A 17,669-nucleotide genomic window follows, 5' to 3' on the forward strand; every position below is an offset into this window, starting at 1 on the left:
TTACTTCTTCCTGGGCTTGCCCGAGCGCGCGTAGAGCAGCGCCGCGACGATCGCCGCCGAACCGATCCCGACCGCAATCCCCGCCTTGAAGTTGCGGCTGTCCGTTTCCTTGGCTGGTCCGGCCGGCTTCTTGCTGTCGTCGCTCACTCGGTCACTCCTGTCATGCTCGTTCGCGCGCCTCATAAACGCATGGCGCACCCGAGCGGAAGCGTTATGACGAGGACATCCATGTCGCGTCCCTCCGCCCTCAAGCCGCTCGATCGCGACCAGGCCGCCGCGGCCGAACCCTACAAGCACGCCTCGCTCTCGGCGAGCGCGGGGACCGGCAAGACGCAGGTCCTGACCGCGCGCGTGCTTCGCCTGCTGCTCGAGGGCGCCGCGCCCGAATCGATCCTCTGCCTGACCTTCACCAAGGCCGCCGCCGCCGAAATGGCCGAGCGGATCGGCGGGCGTCTTGCCTTCTGGGTCGGGCTCGACGAGGCTGGGCTCGAAGCCGAACTCCGGGCGCTCGGGGTGGCGCCCGACCCCGCGCTTGTGGCCCGGGCGCGCCGTCTCTTCGCAATGGTCCTCGACTGTCCCGGCGGGCTTCGAATCCAGACCATCCACAGCTTCTGCCAGACCCTGCTGGGCGCCTTTCCCGCCGAGGCCGGGATCACCCCTGGCTTCCGCCCGGTCGAGGGGCGCGAGGAGGAAGCGCTGGTCGAGCGGACGCTGGCCATGCTTGCCGAGCGGTCGGCAGCCGGCGACGGCGGCTTTCTCGCCGATCTCGAGATCATGTCGGGGCGCCTCGGCGAGGAGGACGTCCGCAAATATCTGAGGCGCTGCGCCGCCGCGGCCGAGGCCATGGCGCGCTTTTCCGACCTCGCCGCGATCGAGCCGTCGCTGCGCCGGCTGTTCGACCTCCCCGATGGCGACACCGAGGAGCACGTCCGCGCCGAATGCGACGACGGCCGGTTCGATTGCGATCTGCTGCGCCGGCTCGCCGACGGCCACCGCGGCTGGAAGGGGTCGAAGAACGCGCCCGTCCATGCCGCGACGATCGACGCCTGGCTCGCCGCCGATCCGGCCGAGCGGTGCCGGCGATTGCCCGAGCTCGCGAAGATCGTGATCAAGGCCGATGGCGTTCCCCGCGAGGCGTCGAGCGGCCTCCTCAAGGCACTGCCGACCGCTGCCGAGGACTGCCTCGCCCTCGCCGACGCGCTCGCCAGGCTGCTGATGTTGCGCAAGGTCGGGGCCTCGGTACGATTGCAGGCCGCGGGCCTTCGCGCGGGCAAGCGCTTCGCCGACGCTTATGCCGCGGCCAAGCGCGCCGAGGGCGTGGCGGACTTCGACGACCTCATCCGCTGGTCGCGCGACCTTCTCCAGCAGCCGGGGATTGCCGACTGGATCCGCTTCAAGCTCGACCGGCGGACCGATCATCTGCTGGTCGACGAGGCGCAGGACACCAATGCCGCGCAATGGGCGATCGTGCGCGCGCTGACCGAGGAATATTGGGCCGGGCAGGGGGCGGGCCCCGAGCATCGCACCCTGTTCATGGTCGGCGATTTCAAGCAGGCGATCTACGGCTTCCAGGGGACCGACCCCAAGGAGTTCGAAAAGGCCCGCGCCGACTTCCGCGACGCCGCATTGGGCGGGCCGCTGCCCTTCGAACTGCTCTCGATCAGCCGTAGCTTCCGGTCTTCGCAGGCGGTCCTCGACGTGGTCGATGCGGTGCTCGGCCACCTCACCCACCAGCGGATCGGCCTGCCCGAGGCGAGCGCGCCGCACCTTGCCTTTCACGCCGCCCGCGCCGGCAGCGTCGAACTGTGGCCGCCCTTCGACGTGGCGGACTCCGACGACGGGACGGACGAGGGCGAGGAGCGCTGGGAGGACGAGAACCGGCGCCAACATGCCAGCCACCTCGCCGACTTCATCGCCGCCGAGCTGAAGCGCGCGCCCGTGCTCGCCTCGACCGGGCGGCCGCTCGGCCCGGGCGACATCCTGGTCCTCGTCCGCAGCCGGGCGAGCGGGCTTGCCGCCTTGCTTGTCGCGCGACTGTTCGAGCGCGGGGTGCGGACCGCCGGGCTCGACCGGCTGGTGCTGTCCGAACCGCTAGCGGTCCAGGACCTGCTCGCCGCGCTCCGCTTCGCGGTCCAGCCGCTCGACGACCTGACCCTGGCCTCGCTCCTGGTCTCGCCGCTGATCGGCTGGGACCAGGACCAGCTCTATGCGCTGGCCGGCGGCGACCGGCGGCGCTCCTTATGGGAGGAGCTGCGCCACCGTGCGGGCGAGGGCGGAATGTTCGAGGCCGCACGCGCGCTGCTCGCCGACCTCCTCGCCGCTGCCGATTATCTCGGGCCCCACGCCTTTCTCGAGCGCATCCTGTCGGGCCCGCTCGACGGGCGGCGCAAGCTGCTCGGCCGGCTCGGCCGCTCGGCGCGCGATCCCATCAACGAGCTAGTCGCCGCCGCCATCCAGTTCGAGAATAATGAGACCGTCACGCTCCAGCAGTTCCTCGCCTGGCTCGGCCATGGCGCGCTCGAGGTGAAGCGCGACCCCGAGGGCCGGGGCGACGACGTGCGGATCATGACCGTGCATGGCGCCAAGGGGCTCGAGGCACCGCTCGTCATCCTCGCCGACGCGACCGCCAACCCCAGGGACCTCGGCGGCACCAACATGATCCTCGACGTCCCCGCCGAGGGCGGCAGCTTCCCGCTCATCCGGCCGCGCAAGGACGAATTGTCGCCGCCGCTCGACGCCATTGTCGCCGCGGAGGAACAGCGCGACCTCGAGGAGCATTTCCGGCTGCTCTACGTCGCGCTGACCCGCGCGGCCGAGCGGCTGATCGTCGCTGGCCTCAAGCCGTCAAAGGCGATCTCGGCCGACAGCTGGCACAGCGTCGTCGGCGCGGCACTGGGCGCGATGGGGGTCGAGCCCGACGAGAAGGGCGTGCTTCGTCACGCCGCGGGCGAGGTGCCCTCCGCCCATGCCGAGGAACCGGGCCCGTCAGCGGCGCGCGTCACCGTCCCGGCCTGGGCCCGAGCGCCAGCCCCGGTCGAAGCGCGCCCGCCGCGGCCGCTGGCGCCCTCGCAGATCGCGCCCGACACCGACAGCCGTCCACCGCCTGGCCCCGACGCGGCCGCGGCGGCCGAGCGCGGCCGCCTGCTTCACGCGCTGTTCGAGCGGCTCCCCGCGACCCCGCAGCCTGAGCGGCGGCGGACCGCGCTCGAATGGCTTCGGGAGGGCGCCGGGCTCGCCGACGCCGCGGCCCGGCTGGCGCTGGTCGACGCGGCGCTGGCGGTGATCGAAGACCCGGCCCACGCCGCTTTGTTCGCGCCCGAAGCGCTGGCCGAGGCCCCGATCGCCGCGACGCTCGAGGACGGGACCGTGGTCGTGGGCACCGTCGACCGACTGCTGGTGACGTCGGAGATGGTGCGGGTGGTCGACTTCAAGACTGGGCGACGCTTTCCCGCCGGCCTCGCCCAGGTTTCCGACAGCCACCGCCGCCAGATGCGCGCTTATGGCCGCGCGCTCGCGGTCATCTTCCCCGGCCGCCGTATCGAACTGGCACTGCTCTACACCGAGGGGCCGGTCATCATCTCGCTTCCGCTTGAGGATGAAGCGGAGGCGACCCATATGCACGGAAACTTCCATCAGGAGTCGCCTTCCCCATGACCAAGACCGTGACCGACCAGAGCTTCGCCGACGACGTGCTGGGCGCCGACATGCCCGTGCTGGTGGATTTCTGGGCGGAGTGGTGCGGGCCGTGCAAGATGATCGCCCCGGCGCTGGAGGAACTCAGCCAGACGCTCGGCGACAAGGTCACCATCGCCAAGCTCAACATCGATGAAAATCCCGAGACTCCGGGCAAATATGGTGTCCGCGGAATCCCGACCATGCTGCTGTTCAAGGGCGGTGAGCCCGTCGCGCAGAAGGTCGGCGCGCTGCCCAAGAGCCAGCTCGCCGCCTGGCTCGAGGGCGCGCTCTGAGGTCCTGACCACCGTCGTCCCCCGCGAAAGCGGGGACTTCGGTGGGTGAGGGGCGATGTTGCGGGAGGTCCCGGCCTTTGCCGGGACGACGTCCTCGTCAATTGACTACCCCCGACCCCAACCCTACATCGCCCGGCACTTGAAAACGCTCGCGCGCGGGCGTGTCACCTCCTGCCTGCGCGCCACATAGGAAGTCTGATGCTGCAATCGCTGGCCAAGTCGCTCTTCGGCTCGAGCAACGACCGTTACGTCGCCAAGCTCCGCCGGATCGTCGACGCGATCAACGCCTACGAGCCGACCATCTCGGCGCTGACCGATGAGGAGCTGGCCAACCAGACGGTCATCTTCCGCCAGAGGCTGGCCAACGGCACCAAGCTCGACGACCTCCTCCCCGAGGCCTTCGCCACGGTGCGCGAGGCGGCCAAGCGCACGCTCGGCCAGCGTCACTACGACGTGCAGATGATCGGCGGCATCGCGCTCCACCGCGGCGAGATCGCCGAGATGCGCACCGGCGAGGGCAAGACCCTGGTCGCGACGCTCGCGACCTACCTGAACGCGCTTCCGGGCAAGGGCGTCCATGTGGTCACCGTCAACGACTATCTCGCCCGCCGCGACGCCGAGTGGATGGGGCAGGTCCACAATTTCCTCGGCCTGACCGTCGGCGTGATCGTGCCGAACCTCAACGAGGACGAGCGCCGCGCGGCCTATAACGCCGACATCACCTACGCGACCAACAACGAGCTCGGCTTCGATTACCTGCGCGACAACATGAAATATTCGCGCGAGCAGATGGTCCAGCGGCCCTTCTGGCACGCGATCGTCGACGAGGTGGACTCGATCCTGATCGACGAGGCGCGCACCCCGCTGATCATCTCGGGGCCGACCGACGACAAGAGCGACCTCTACATCAAGGTCGACGCGCTGGTGAAGCAGCTCACCGAGGCCGACTACGAGAAGGACGAGAAGCAGCGCAGCGTCGTCCTCACCGAGGAAGGCACCGAAAAGGCCGAGCGGCTGCTCGAGGAAGCCGGCCTGATCGAGGGCGCGAACCTCTACGACATCGCCAACACGCAGGTGGTCCACCACCTCAACCAGGCGCTCAAGGCGAACACCATGTTCCGCCGCGACATCGACTATATCGTCAAGGACGGGAAGGTCGTCATCATCGACGAGTTCACCGGCCGGATGATGGATGGTCGGCGCTGGTCGGATGGCCTTCACCAGGCCGTCGAAGCCAAGGAAGGCGTCCAGATCGAGCCCGAGAACCAGACCCTCGCCTCGATCACCTTCCAGAACTATTTCCGCATGTATCCGAAGCTCTCGGGCATGACCGGAACCGCGCTCACCGAAGCGCCCGAATTCTTCGACATCTACAAGATGAACGTCGTCTCGATCCCGACCCACGTGCCGGTCCAGCGGATCGATGAAGAGGACGAATTCTACAAGAATATCAACGACAAGTTCGCGGCGATCGCGAAGGAGATCAAGAAGCGGCAGGAGATGGGCCAGCCCGTCCTCGTCGGAACCGTCTCGATCGAGAAGTCCGAACTGCTCGGCGAATTCCTCGAGAAGGAAGGCATCCGCCACTCGGTCCTCAACGCCCGCTTCCACGAGCAGGAAGCCCATCTCGTGGCGCAGGCCGGGCGGATCGGCGCGGTCACCATCGCCACCAACATGGCCGGCCGCGGCACCGACATCCAATTGGGCGGCAACGTCGAGTTCCGGGTCGGCGACGAGCTCGGCGACATGCCCGAAGGCCCCGAGCGCGACGCCGCGATCGAGCGGATCAGGCAGGAGGTCCAGGCCGAACGCGAGCAGGTTCGCGCCAATGGCGGCCTCTTCGTCCTCGGCACCGAGCGCCACGAAAGCCGCCGCATCGACAACCAGCTGCGCGGCCGTTCGGGCCGTCAGGGCGACCCGGGCCTGTCGCGCTTCTATCTCAGCCTCGACGACGACCTGCTGCGCATCTTCGGCCCGCAGACCGCCTTCGCCCGCCTGATGGAGAAGAACCTCGAGGACGGTGAGGCGATCGTCTCCCCGTGGATATCCAAGGCCATCGAGACCGCGCAGAAGAAGGTCGAGGCGCGCAACTACGACATCCGCAAGCAGGTCGTCGAATTCGACGACGTGATGAACGACCAGCGCAAGGTCATCTACGAGCAGCGCGCCGAGATCATGGACGCCGAGCATGTCTCGGACGTCGTCACCGACATGCGCGCCGACACCGTCACCAGCCTGGTCGAAGCGCATTGCCCGCCGGGGACCTATCCCGAGCAATGGGATGTCCCGGGCCTCAAGGAGAGCCTCGACGAGGTCCTCGGCCTCCAGCCGCCGCTCGACGACTGGCTCAAGGAAGATGCGGTCGACCAGGAATTGCTGATCGAACGGATCGGTGCCCAGGCCGACGAGGTGATGGTCGCCAAGACCAGCGAGGTCGATCCCGACCGCTGGCAGGAGGTCGAGAAGACCATCCTCATCCAGACGCTCGACCACCATTGGAAGGAGCATCTGGCGACGCTCGACGCGCTGCGCCAGGTCATCCACCTGCGCTCCTATGCGCAGAAGAAGCCGATCGACGAATATAAGCAGGAAGCCTTCGTCCTGTTCGAGCGCCTGCTGGTCGCGATCCGCGAGGACGTCACCAAGACGCTGATGCGTGCGCAGGTCGCGCTCGAGCCGCCGCCGCTGCCCGAGCTCCCGGCCTTCCTGACCCAGCATCTCGATCCGCTCTCGGGCTTCGACGACACCGCCGACCTCGACGCCGCCGCGCGCGGGCTGATCGGGGGCGACGGGCAGTCGCTCAATATCCCGCAGCCCGACCTTCCCGAAGGCGCGCTTGCCCAGCCGATCAACCGCAATGCGCCGTGCCCCTGCGGCTCGGGCAAGAAGTTCAAGCACTGCCACGGGCAGCTGGCCTAGCCTGAGCTTGGCTCTTTCCTCGTCATTGCGAGGAGCGTAGCGACGCGGCAATCCAGAGCGGCAGCGGATTGCTTCGCTGCGCTCGCAATGACGAGTCCGGTTTGATGAACGTCCAGCGACCCCTGAGCACCGCCACCCTCGACCGCGCGGCCGTCCGCCGCGACTATCGCCGCGACGAGGAAGAGGTGGTCGCCGAGCGCCTCGCCCAGGCCAGGCTCGGCCCGCAGGCGGAACGCGAGGCAGAGGCGATCGCGCGGGCGCTGGTCAACCATGTCCGGGGCTCCAAGCCTTCGGGGCTCGACGCCTTCCTCCACGCCTACGACCTCGGCTCGGACGAGGGCATCGCGCTCATGTGCCTGGCCGAGGCGCTGCTGCGGATTCCCGACGCCCAGACCGCCGACGAGCTGATCCGCGACAAATTGTCCGGCCCCGACTGGTCGGACAAACTCGGCGACAGCGAATCCCCCTTCGTCAACGCCGCCACCTTCTCGTTGCTGCTGACCGGCAAGGTGCTCGACGCCGCCGAGGATCGCACCGCAAGCTGGAAGGCCGCGCTCGGCCGGGCGGTGGGGCGCCTCGGCGAGCCCGTGATCCGGACCGCGGTCGGCCAGGCGATGAAGATCCTCGGCGGCCAGTTCGTCTTCGGCCGCACCATCGACGAGGCGCTGTCGCGCGCCGCACCCGAACGCAAGAAGGGGCTCAGCCACAGCTTCGACATGCTGGGCGAGGCCGCCCGCACCATGGCCGACGCCGAGCGCTACGCCGACGCCTATCGCGGCGCGATCCGCCGCATCGCCAGGGAAGCGGGGGAGGGCGTGGTCCGCTCGCCCGGCATTTCGGTCAAGCTGTCGGCGCTTCACCCGCGCTACGAGGCGCTTCACGCCGAGGAGGCCAAGGCGGTCATCCTCCCCGTCCTGCGCGAACTCGCCGCCGCCGCCAGCGCGGCGCAAGTCCACCTCACCATCGACGCCGAGGAATCGGACCGGCTCGAACTTCAGATGGACTGCCTCGAGGCGCTGGTCGCCGACGACGCGCTGTTCGCCAACGGCTGGACCGGGCTCGGAATCGCGCTCCAGGCCTATGCCAAGCGCGCCCGCCCGGTGGCCGAATGGGTGGTCGAACTTGCCCGCGCGCACCGCCGCAAGCTCATGGTCCGGCTGGTCAAGGGCGCCTATTGGGACAGCGAGATCAAGGTCGCGCAGGTCGGCGGCTTCGACGATTATCCGGTCTTCACCCGCAAGGTCGCGACCGACGTCTCCTACCTCGCCTGCGCGTCCGTGCTGCTCGGCGCGCCCGACGCCATCTATCCTGCCTTCGCGACCCACAATGCGACCACCATCGGCGCGATCAAGGCGCTGGCCGGCACCACCCCGTTCGAGTTCCAGCGCCTCCACGGCATGGGCGAGGAACTCTACGAGGGCCTCGCGCGGCTCGAAAAGCAGATGGGCCAGCCGCAGACCCCGGTGCGCATCTACGCGCCGGTCGGCAGCCACAAGGAATTGCTCGCCTATCTCGTCCGCCGCCTGCTCGAGAACGGCGCAAACAGCTCGTTCGTCAACCGCATCGCCGACGCCGAGGTCAAGGTCGAGGAACTGACCCGCGATCCCGTCGCCCAGCTTGCCGCAATGGACCCCCGCCGCAATCCGGCAATTCCCTGCCCGGGCGAGATGTTCGGCTCGGCCCGCCGCAATTCGTCGGGTTGCGACCTCAGTGATCCGACCGTCCTCAACCCGCTGCTGCGCCGGCTCGCCGATCTCGAGGCGAAGCGCTGGACGGCCGGGGAGGGGAGCGGCGCGCGCCATGCGATCACCGCGCCCTTCGATCACCGGATCATCGTCGGCGAGGCGGTCGAGGCGACCGCGGCGGAGCTCGACGCCATGCTGCGCCGCGCCCATGCCGCGCAAGGCGCGTGGGACGCACTTGGCGGCGAGGCCCGCGCCCGCCTGCTCGACCGGACCGCCGACCTGTTCGAGGCGCATCGCGAGGACTTCTACTCGCTCTGCATCCGCGAGGCGGGCAAGACCCTCCCCGACGCCATCCTCGAAGTGCGCGAAGCGGTCGATTTCCTTCGTTATTATGCGGCCGAAGGGCGTCGCCTCTTCTCTCACGCGCACCGGCTCCCCGGGCCGACGGGCGAGACCAACGAGCTTCGCCTCCACGGCCGCGGGGTGTGGGCCTGCATCTCGCCCTGGAACTTCCCGCTGGCGATCTTCACCGGGCCGGTCGCCGCCGCGCTCGCCGCGGGCAATGCCGCCATCGCCAAGCCCGCCGAGCAGACCCCGCTGATCGGCGCGCTCGCGATTGCGCTGATGCACGAGGCCGGCATTCCGCAGGATGTCGTCGGCCTCGCGGTCGGCGACGGCAAGGTCGGCGCCGCGCTCACCGCCCATCCGCTCATCGCCGGGGTCGCCTTCACCGGCTCGACCGCGGTCGCCCGCGCGATCAACCGCAGCCTCGCGGAGCGCGACGGCCCGATCGTCCCGCTGATCGCCGAGACGGGCGGCCAGAATGCGATGATCGTCGACAGCTCGGCCCTGCCCGAGCAGGTCACCCGCGACGTCGTCGCAAGCGCCTTCCAGTCGGCCGGCCAGCGTTGTTCGGCGCTGCGCGTCCTGTTCGTCCAGGAAGACGTCGCCGACACGATGGTGACGATGATCCGCGGCGCGATGGAGGCGCTGACGATCGGTGACCCGCGCCTGCCGACCACCGACGTCGGCCCGGTGATCGACGCCGAGGCCAAGGCGAGCCTCGACGCGCACGTCGCCGAGCTTCGCGCCGCCGGCCGGGTGGTGGCCGAGCGCGCACTCCCCGCCGAGGCCGGGCAGGGCAGCTTCGTCGCCCCGGTCATCGCCGAACTGCCCGACCTGTCGGCGCTAAGCGACGAGCATTTCGGTCCCGTGCTTCACGTCATCCGCTGGAAGGCGGGCGAACTCGGCAAGGTGATCGACCAGGTCAATGCCACCGGCTTCGGCCTGACGCTCGGCCTGCAGAGCCGAATCGACACCGTCCATGCCGAGGTCCAGGCCAAGGCGCGGGTCGGCAACCTCTACGTCAATCGCAACCAGATCGGTGCGGTGGTCGAGAGCCAGCCGTTCGGCGGCGAGGGCCTGTCGGGCACCGGGCCCAAGGCGGGCGGCCCGCATTATGTCGCGCGCTTCGCGACCGAGCGGGTGAAGTGCGTCGACACCACGGCGGCGGGGGGCAACGCCACTTTGATGGCGGCGATCGACTAGGTCTCAAGTCCATGCTGAACCCGCGGCCGTCGCGGGCGTTCTGCCGGGAAATATTCCGGAGCCACAACCATGGACATCACCGATCTCGTTCTCGACCAGCATCAGGAACAGCGCCGCCTGTTTGCGCATCTCCAGGAGATGCGCGGCGCCAGCAAGGACGAGCTGTCGGCCGTCTGGGAATCGCTGAAGGGGCTGCTCGACGCCCATGCCGAGGCCGAGGAGCGCTTTCTCTATCCGCGCCTGCTCGAGGTCGGGAAGGGCGAGGCCGATGCCGACAGCGCCAAGGACGAGACCAAGGACGCGATCGAGGACCATAACGAGATCCGCGACGCGGGCGAGGCGGTCGAGAAGGAAGAGGTCGGCTCGGACAAGTGGTTCGACGCGATCACCAAGGCCGACGAGGCCAACAGCAAGCATCTCGCCGAGGAGGAGCGTCAGGGCCTCGCCGATTTCCGCGAACATGCCTCGCTCGACGAGCGGCACGAGCTCGGCATCAAGTTCATCGCTTATGTCAGCGAGCATCGCCACAATGCGAAGGCGGTCGACAAGGACCCCGACGCTTATGTGAAGGATCCCGAGGCCGAGCTGGCCAAGGCCTGAGCGGGGCGCCTCAGTCGGCGCCGAACTCGGGCAATTTAGTCCCGGGCTTGAGGAAGACGTCTGCGAAGCGGCGCACCTGCTTGCGCAGCCGTGGATCGCCGATCGAGCCGGTCAGCTCCTCGAGGAGGGTCCCGAACTCCTCGTCGTCGGTGTCGCGGAACTGCAGGCTCCAGCCGGTGAAGCTGCGCTGCCTCACTGCGCGGCGCTGGACCATGACCACGGGATCGTGCCGGGGATCGGCGCGGATCGACTGCCAGATCGGCTCCAGCTTGTCGGTCTCGCCCTCGATCAGCTGCATCCACCAGGCGCCGCCGCCGATCAGCAGCCCCGTGATGTGGTTGGCGGCGTTGCGCGAACGCGACACGTCGAGAATCCGTCCGACCGATTCCTCGGTCTGCGGTTCGCGTGCGGCACTGATGTAGACGATCCGCTCAAGCATCGATGTCCGGCAAATCCTCCCGGCCGTGGCCTGGGAGACGCACTTTGCCGATTACAAACGCTCGGTCCCGGACTGGTGTGAAATGGCTCCCCGAGTTGGATTCGAACCAACGACCAAGTGATTAACAGTCACCTACTCTACCGCTGAGCTATCGGGGAACGATGCCGGGCGAGCGCGCCTATGGCGCAGGGGATTCTGCTTGGCAAGACCTCACGTCGCAAACTGTTCGGCGGCGATGCGTTCGTCGAGCGCCTGGTCGGGGTCGAACAGCAGGGTGAGGGGGCGGCTGCGGTCGAGTCCGATCTCCACCGAGCTCACGTCGCGCACCTCGAACTGGTCGGCGACCGCGGCCACCAGCCGGTCGGTCGGCTCGAGCACGTTGAAGCGAATCCTTGTGTCGTCGGGGAGGATCGCGCCGGCCCAGCGCCGCGGCCGGAAGGGCGCGATCGGGGTCAAGGCGAGGAGCGGGGCCGACAGTGGCAGGATCGGTCCCTTGGCCGAGAAATTATAGGCGGTGGAGCCGGCCGGGGTCGCCACGAGCACGCCGTCGGCGACCAACTCGGGCAGGACCACCCGCCCATTCACCATCACCTCGATCTTGGCGGCCTGGCGGGTTTCGCGCAGCAGCGAGACCTCGTTGATCGCGGCATGGGTCCATTCGTCCCCGTGCACGGTCTCGGCGCGCATGGTCAGCGGGTTGATCTCGACCGCCTTGGCCGACGCGATCCGCTCGCCGAGGCAGTCGAGCCGCCATTCGTTCATTAGGAAGCCGACCGTGCCGCGATTGATCCCGAACACCGGCCGCGCCTCGCCCCCGTCGAGCATCTCGTGGAGCGTGTGGAGCATGAAGCCGTCGCCGCCGAGCGCCACGAGAATCCGTGCGTCGCGCTCGTCGGCGAAGGTGTAGCGGCGGCGGAGCATGGCGGCGGCGGCCTGCGCGGCCTCGCCGTGGCTGACGACCAGCGCCACCCCGGCCTCGCTGAGGTCCTGGCGGGTCGCCGTCCCCTTGGGCAGGTCCGCATTCACCGGGACGACTTCCTTCGCTTGGGCCTCGATGACGTGAGCATAACCGGAGCTGGGCGGGGCCGCTACCGTCCCGTTTCGGTGCAAGCGAGGGGCCGACGGCTGCGCAAGTTCATGCTATGGTCTAGCCCACAGCCATGACGCGTCCCGCCCTCCGCTCCAATGCCGCCGACCGCCGAGCCAGCGATGCGCCGCCGCCGCTCCCGCCGGTGCCGGGCGCGGACGAGGAGTTGCTGGCGATGCTCGCCGAAGACCGGGTCGCGCTCGCCTTCCAGCCGCAATGGGACATTCGCACCGGTGCGGTGGTCGGGGTCGAGGCGCTCGCCCGCGCGCCCGAGGGCCTGTCGCCGGAGGACCTGTTCGCCCGTGCCGCCCGTGCCGGCCTCAGCGAACGCCTGTCGCGCGCCATCCAGCGCAAGGCGCTCCAGGCCGCGAGCCGGTGGGAAGGGGCGCTGGGCCAGCTCCGGTTGTCGCTCAACCTCCTGCCCGAAGACCTTGCCCGCGCCGGGTTCGAGCGCTGGCTCCTCGACGAGATCGCCGCCGCCGGCCTCGCGCCGGGCCGGATCACCGCCGAGATCACCGAATCGAGCCTGATCGTCGATCCCGTCGCGGCGGCGGCGCGCCTGTCCTGCCTGCGCGCGGCGGGCGTCCATATCGCGGTCGACGATTTCGGCACCGGCTATGCCAGCCTCGCCTGGCTCACCACGCTTCCGCTCGACCTCATCAAGATCGACCGCGGCCTGATCCTCGATCTCGTCGGCGGCCGCCGCGCGCAGATCGTGGTCAAGGCGATGATCGCGCTCGCCCGCGAACTCGAACTGCAGGTGCTGGTCGAGGGGGTCGAGGACCCCAAGCAGCTCGAACTGCTCAAGGATTGGGGCTGCGACTATTACCAGGGCTTCCTCGGCGCCAAGGCGATGAGCGAAGAGGAACTGGCGGCCTTCCTGGCGGCGTGAGACAAAAGGGCGTGAGCAGCGGCTTCATCGACCTCTTTTCCGGCCATTCGGCGCTCTACGCCGCCGCGCGCCCGACCTATCCACCGCAGGTCTTCGCCGACATCGCCGCGCTCTGTCGGGCAAGGGAACAGGCGTGGGACGTGGGCACCGGCAACGGCCAGGCCGCGCGCGATCTCGCGGCGCAGTTCGATCGCGTCTTCGCCAGCGACCCCAGCGCGTCCCAGATCGCCGCCGCCGCGCCCGCCGATCGCGTCACCTTCGCGGTCGAGCCGGCCGAGCGCAGCAGCCTCGCCGACGCGAGCTGCGACCTCGTCCTTGCCGCGCAGGCCGCGCACTGGTTCGAGCCCGAGGCCTTCGGCTCGGAGGTCCGGCGGGTGGCCAGGCCCGGCGGCATCGTCGCGGCGATCGGCTACGGCTGGTGGTATGTCGATCCGCAAGTCGACGCGATCGTTGCGGGCTTGCTCAAGGCCGTCGAGCCCCACTGGCAGCCGGGCAACTGGCTGCTGATTGACGGCTATCGCGCGCTGCGGTTGCCGGGCGAGGAGGTCCGGCTCCCGCCCGCGGCGATCCACCTTGCCTGGGAGCGCCTCGAGCTTGAAGCCTATGTCCGCAGCTGGTCGGTGGTGCAGCGGCTCGGCGAGGCGGTTGCCGAGCCGACCTTCGCCGCGCTGCGCGCGATCTGGCCGGACGGGCAGAAGCGCCACGTCGTCATGCCCGTCGTGGCCCGCGTCCACCGCCTCTAGGCGGCGGCCTTCTCGCGCCTCCTGGCCGCCGCCACCCGGGCGAGACCGCGGCTCAATTGCAAGGCGCCGTTGAGCCGCTGCGCCGGAGTCGCCCAGTCGCGGCTGACCACCAGTTTCTGGTCGGGGCGGAGCTTCGCGGTGCCCTTCAGCCGTTCGATATAGCCGAACAGCCCGGCGACGTCGGGGAAGCCCGAGGGCGAGAAGGTCACCACCGCGCCGCGCGCGCCGACGTCGAGCTTGGCGATGCAGGCCGCGCGGCAGTGGATCTTGGTCTCGACCACCTGCAGCAGGTTGTTCGCTTCCTCGGGCAACTTGCCGAAGCGGTCGATGAGCTCGGCGGCGAACTCCTCGACCTCCTGCGGGCTCTCGAGCTCGCCCAGCCGCCGGTAGAGACCCATCCGGAGATCGAGGTCGGGGACGTAGTCCTCGCTGATCATGATCGGCGCCTCGACGTTGATCTGGGGCGAGAATTCGTCGGGCTTGTCCTCGCGGGTGCCGCCGGCCTTCATGTCGAGGATCGCCTCCTCGAGCATCGACTGGTAGAGCTCGAAGCCGACTTCCTTGATGTGCCCCGACTGCTCGTCGCCGAGCAGATTGCCCGCGCCGCGGATGTCGAGGTCGTGGCTGGCGAGCTGGAAGCCCGCGCCCAAACTGTCGAGGTTGCTGAGCACGGTCAGGCGCTTCTCGGCGGTCTCGGTGATCTGCCGGTCGGGCGGCGTCGTCATATAGGCGTAGGCGCGGGTCTTGGACCGGCCGACGCGCCCGCGCAGCTGATAGAGCTGCGCCAGCCCGAAGCGCTCGGCGCGGTGGACGATGAGCGTGTTGGCGCTCGGGATGTCGAGGCCGCTCTCGACGATGGTGGTCGACAAGAGCACGTCATACTTGCGATCGTAGAAGGCGCTCATCCGCTCCTCGACCTCGGTCGGGGCAAGCTGCCCGTGCGCCACGATCGGCTTCACCTCGGGCACTTCCTCGCGCAGCCATTCCTCGATGTCGGGCAGGTCGGAGATGCGCGGCACCACGAAATAGCTCTGCCCGCCACGATAATGCTCGCGCAGCAGCGCCTCGCGGATGACCACCGGGTCCCACGGGGTGACGTAGGTGCGGACTGCGAGGCGATCGACGGGCGGGGTCTGGATGACGCTGAGTTCGCGAAGCCCGCTCATCGCCATCTGCAGCGTCCGAGGAATCGGCGTCGCGGTCAGCGTCAGCACATGGACGTCGGCCTTCAAGGCCTTCAGCCGCTCCTTGTGGGTGACCCCGAAGCGCTGCTCCTCGTCGACGATGACGAGTCCGAGCTTCTTGAACTTGACCCCCTTGGCGAGGATCGCGTGGGTCCCGACGACGATGTCGATCTGCCCTTCCTCGAGGAGGTCGCGGGTCTTCTTGGCCTCGCCCGCGGTGACGAGGCGCGACAGGCGCCCGACCTCGATCGGAAAGCCCTTCAGCCGCTCGACGAAGTTGGAATAATGCTGGCGGGCGAGGAGCGTCGTCGGGCAGACTACCGCCACCTGATAGCCCGCCATGGCCGCGACGAAGGCGGCGCGCAGCGCGACCTCGGTCTTGCCGAAGCCAACGTCGCCGCAAACCAGCCGGTCCATCGGGCGCCCCGCGGCAAGGTCCTCGAGCACGTCGCCGATCGCGCGATTCTGGTCGTCGGTCTCCTCATAGGGAAAACGATCCACCATCGCCGGATAAGCGCTGTCGGGCTCGGCCACTACGCCCTGGCGGGTCGCGCGCAGCGCCGCGGTCTTGATGAGCTCGCCCGCGATCTCGCGGATCCGCTCCTTCATCCGCGCCTTGCGCCGCTGCCACGCCTCGCCGCCGAGGCGATCGAGCGCCACGCCCTCCTCGCCGCTGCCGTAGCGCGAGAGGACGTCGATATTCTCGACCGGCACGTAGAGCTTGTTGCCGCCGGCATATTCGAGCGCGACGCAGTCGTGCGGGCTCTTGCCGACCTGGACCTGGGTCAGGCCTTCGTAGCGGCCGATGCCATGCTCGGCATGGACGACGAGGTCGCCGGGGGTGAGGGTCGCCAGTTCCGACAGGAAGGCGTCGGCGCTCTTCTTGCGCTTGCGGCGGCGGACCAGGCGGTCGCCGAGCATGTCCTGCTCGGTCAGCACCGCGACCTCAGGCGTGGTGAAGCCGTGGTCGAGCGGCAGCACGAGGAGCGCGGTCACGTCCTGCGCGCCCAGCGCCTCCTGCCAGCTTCCGACCATCTTCTGCCCGGTCAGGCCATGGTCCTTGAGCAGCCCGGAGAGCCGCTCACGAGCCCCGACCGTATAGCTGGCGAGAATGACTTTCTGCTTTTCCTTTCGAAGCTTGGCGACGTGCTTGACGACGGCTTCGTAGACATTCTCGTTCTGCGCGCGCTCGGGCGCGAAGTCGCGCGCGGGGACGACGGCAAAGTCGATGACCCGGTCGGATTCGGGCTCGGGGAAGGCCGAGGCGAGGTGGATCGGGCGATCGGCGACTTGCGCGCGCCATTCCTTGGCTGCGAGATAAAGCTCGTGCGGCGGAAGCGGGCGGTAGCTGCCGGGCTCGGCGACCATCGCCCGCTCGCGGTTGCTGAAATAGTCCTGGATCGCCTCGCGCCGGCTTTCGAGCGCGCCGTCGACCCCGCCGTCGCGCAGGATCAGGTCGGAGTCCGAAAGATGGTCGAACAGGGTTTCGAGCCGCTCCTCGAACAGGGGCAGCCAATGCTCCATCCCCGCCAGGCGCCGGCCCTCGCTGACCGCCTGGTAGAGCGGGTCGCCGGTGGCGGTCGCACCGAAATGCTCGCGGTAGCGCGCGCGGAAGCGCTTGATGCTCTCCTCGTCGAGCAAGGCTTCGCTCGCTGGCATCAGGGTGAAGGCCTCGGCCGGGCCGATGGTGCGCTGGTCGGCCGGGTCGAAGGCGCGCATCGTCTCGATCTCGTCACCGAAGAAATCGAGCCGGATCGCGTGCGGGAGCCCCGACGGATAAAGGTCGAGGAGGCCGCCGCGGACCGCGAATTCGCCGGCTTCCGCGACGCTGTCGGTGCGGTGATAGCCGTTGGCGGTGAGCAGCTGGATCAGCGCATCGCGCTCGATCCGCTCGCCCGGGGCCAGCCGGCGGGTCAGCTGGCGGATACGGAACGGGGTCAGCGTCCGCTGGGTCGCGGCATTGGCGGTGGTGACGAACAGCTGCGGCTTGTCGGCCTTGCGCTGGAGCCGGTCGAGCGCCGCCAGTCGCTCGGCCATCACCCGCAGCGCGGGCGAGGCGCGATCATAGGGGAGGCAGTCCCAGGCTGGGAAGGTGATCACCTCGACCTCGGGGGCGAAGGCCGGCGCGGTCTCGGCGATCGCGCGCATCGCCGCTTCGTCGGAGGCGATGATCACCGCGCGTCCGCCGCCTGACGCCCCGTGCGCCGCGCGCGCGAGATCGGCCGCCAGCCACGGCAGGAAGCCCGCCGGCACGCCCGCCAGCGTCAGCGGCTCACCCGCCTTCAGGATGCGCTGGAGGTCACTCACCGGTCGATGGGGAGGTAGTCGAGGCGCTGCATCGCGGTCATCATCGCGCCTTGGTAGCGCTCGGGCACGGCTTGCGTTCCGATCGCCCAGGCCATGATGTCGACGTCCTGTTCCTCGAGCATCGTCTCGAACAGGGCCTGCTCCTCTGCACTCCACCCTTCGTGGTGAGCGTCGAAGAAGCCCCCGATCAGCCGGTCGGCCTCCTTGGTCCCGCGATGATGCGCGCGCCAGCGCAGGCGCTTGGTGGTCACGTCGTCGAGCATGGGGGCCATGTAGGGAAGCGGGGCAATTCCGACA

At 69.1% G+C, this 17,669-nt stretch carries 12 protein-coding genes and 1 tRNA gene; 7 read left to right on the plus strand and 6 right to left on the minus strand.

The annotated features are described in order from the left end of the window. Entirely contained in the window at window positions 1–147 is a 147-nt protein-coding gene (locus BS69_RS14160) for a hypothetical protein (RefSeq protein ID WP_156956866.1), read from the minus strand. Window positions 148–228: 81 nt separating this feature from the next. On the opposite strand from BS69_RS14160, the gene addA reads away from it, so the two are divergent. The 5 genes from addA (at window position 229) to BS69_RS0103680 (ending at window position 10,720) form a co-directional block, all read left to right on the plus strand. Further along, window positions 229–3,654: a double-strand break repair helicase AddA gene (gene addA / locus BS69_RS0103660; RefSeq protein ID WP_051676513.1), complete on the plus strand. Its 3,426-nt coding sequence runs from the start codon at window positions 229–231 to the stop codon at window positions 3,652–3,654. Continuing rightward, window positions 3,651–3,968: a thioredoxin TrxA gene (gene trxA, locus BS69_RS0103665; RefSeq protein ID WP_029940631.1), complete on the plus strand. Its 318-nt coding sequence runs from the start codon at window positions 3,651–3,653 to the stop codon at window positions 3,966–3,968. The genes addA and trxA overlap by 4 nt, the downstream gene beginning before the upstream one ends. A 198-nt stretch (window positions 3,969–4,166) precedes the next feature. Continuing rightward, on the plus strand, window positions 4,167–6,887 hold the full coding sequence (gene secA / locus BS69_RS0103670) for a preprotein translocase subunit SecA (RefSeq protein ID WP_029940632.1): 2,721 nt from the start codon (window positions 4,167–4,169) through the stop codon (window positions 6,885–6,887). A 104-nt stretch (window positions 6,888–6,991) separates the two neighbouring features. Further along, complete coding sequence (gene putA / locus BS69_RS0103675; RefSeq protein WP_029940633.1) at window positions 6,992–10,120, plus strand: bifunctional proline dehydrogenase/L-glutamate gamma-semialdehyde dehydrogenase PutA; 3,129 nt, start codon at window positions 6,992–6,994, stop codon at window positions 10,118–10,120. Between the two features lie 69 nt (window positions 10,121–10,189). Beyond that, the gene (locus BS69_RS0103680; protein WP_029940634.1) at window positions 10,190–10,720 is read left to right on the plus strand and encodes a hemerythrin domain-containing protein; all 531 of its coding nucleotides are present in this window, start codon (window positions 10,190–10,192) and stop codon (window positions 10,718–10,720) included. Between the two features lie 10 nt (window positions 10,721–10,730). On the opposite strand, the gene BS69_RS0103685 is transcribed toward BS69_RS0103680, so the two are convergent. The 3 genes from BS69_RS0103685 to BS69_RS0103695 form a co-directional block, all read right to left on the minus strand. Continuing rightward, complete coding sequence (locus BS69_RS0103685; RefSeq protein WP_029940635.1) at window positions 10,731–11,159, minus strand: BLUF domain-containing protein; 429 nt, start codon at window positions 11,157–11,159, stop codon at window positions 10,731–10,733. Between the two features lie 83 nt (window positions 11,160–11,242). After that, window positions 11,243–11,317, minus strand: a tRNA-Asn gene (locus BS69_RS0103690). Window positions 11,318–11,369: 52 nt separating this feature from the next. After that, window positions 11,370–12,185 carry an NAD kinase gene (locus BS69_RS0103695; protein ID WP_245605102.1) on the minus strand — a complete coding sequence of 272 codons (816 nt, stop codon included), beginning with the start codon at window positions 12,183–12,185 and terminating at the stop codon, window positions 11,370–11,372. A 134-nt stretch (window positions 12,186–12,319) separates the two neighbouring features. Here BS69_RS0103695 and BS69_RS0103700 point away from each other — a divergent pair, with 134 nt between their 5' ends. Together BS69_RS0103700 and BS69_RS0103705 are read left to right on the plus strand one after the other, a co-directional pair. Beyond that, window positions 12,320–13,138: an EAL domain-containing protein gene (locus BS69_RS0103700; RefSeq protein ID WP_051676514.1), complete on the plus strand. Its 819-nt coding sequence runs from the start codon at window positions 12,320–12,322 to the stop codon at window positions 13,136–13,138. Window positions 13,139–13,149: 11 nt separating this feature from the next. Next, a complete protein-coding gene (locus BS69_RS0103705; RefSeq protein WP_051676515.1) occupies window positions 13,150–13,881 on the plus strand; it encodes a class I SAM-dependent methyltransferase in 732 nt (243 codons plus the stop codon). Here BS69_RS0103705 and mfd read toward each other — a convergent pair. After that, on the minus strand, window positions 13,878–17,372 hold the full coding sequence (mfd, locus tag BS69_RS0103710; RefSeq protein WP_029940639.1) for a transcription-repair coupling factor: 3,495 nt from the start codon (window positions 17,370–17,372) through the stop codon (window positions 13,878–13,880). The two genes, BS69_RS0103705 and mfd, sit on opposite strands and share 4 nt — an antisense overlap. Beyond that, the gene (locus BS69_RS0103715; protein WP_029940640.1) at window positions 17,369–17,635 is read right to left on the minus strand and encodes an FAD assembly factor SdhE; all 267 of its coding nucleotides are present in this window, start codon (window positions 17,633–17,635) and stop codon (window positions 17,369–17,371) included. Before BS69_RS0103715 ends, mfd begins: the two co-directional genes overlap by 4 nt. Window positions 17,636–17,669 lie beyond the last annotated feature (34 nt).

The organism is Sphingomonas astaxanthinifaciens DSM 22298 (assembly GCF_000711715.1).
In the GTDB taxonomy this organism is placed as follows: domain Bacteria; phylum Pseudomonadota; class Alphaproteobacteria; order Sphingomonadales; family Sphingomonadaceae; genus Sphingomicrobium; species Sphingomicrobium astaxanthinifaciens_A.

What these genes read in the sequence shown, in the direction of transcription:
- addA (WP_051676513.1), top strand. Translation starts at nt 229, where the DNA reads ATGTCGCGTCCCTCCGCCCTCAAGCCGCTCGATCGCGACCAGGCCGCC.
- trxA (WP_029940631.1), top strand. Translation starts at nt 3,651, where the DNA reads ATGACCAAGACCGTGACCGACCAGAGCTTCGCCGACGACGTGCTGGGC.
- secA (WP_029940632.1), top strand. Translation starts at nt 4,167, where the DNA reads ATGCTGCAATCGCTGGCCAAGTCGCTCTTCGGCTCGAGCAACGACCGT.
- putA (WP_029940633.1), top strand. Translation starts at nt 6,992, where the DNA reads ATGAACGTCCAGCGACCCCTGAGCACCGCCACCCTCGACCGCGCGGCC.
- BS69_RS0103680 (WP_029940634.1), top strand. Translation starts at nt 10,190, where the DNA reads ATGGACATCACCGATCTCGTTCTCGACCAGCATCAGGAACAGCGCCGC.
- BS69_RS0103685 (WP_029940635.1), bottom strand. Translation starts at nt 11,159, where the DNA reads ATGCTTGAGCGGATCGTCTACATCAGTGCCGCACGCGAACCGCAGACC.
- BS69_RS0103700 (WP_051676514.1), top strand. Translation starts at nt 12,320, where the DNA reads ATGACGCGTCCCGCCCTCCGCTCCAATGCCGCCGACCGCCGAGCCAGC.
- BS69_RS0103715 (WP_029940640.1), bottom strand. Translation starts at nt 17,635, where the DNA reads ATGCTCGACGACGTGACCACCAAGCGCCTGCGCTGGCGCGCGCATCAT.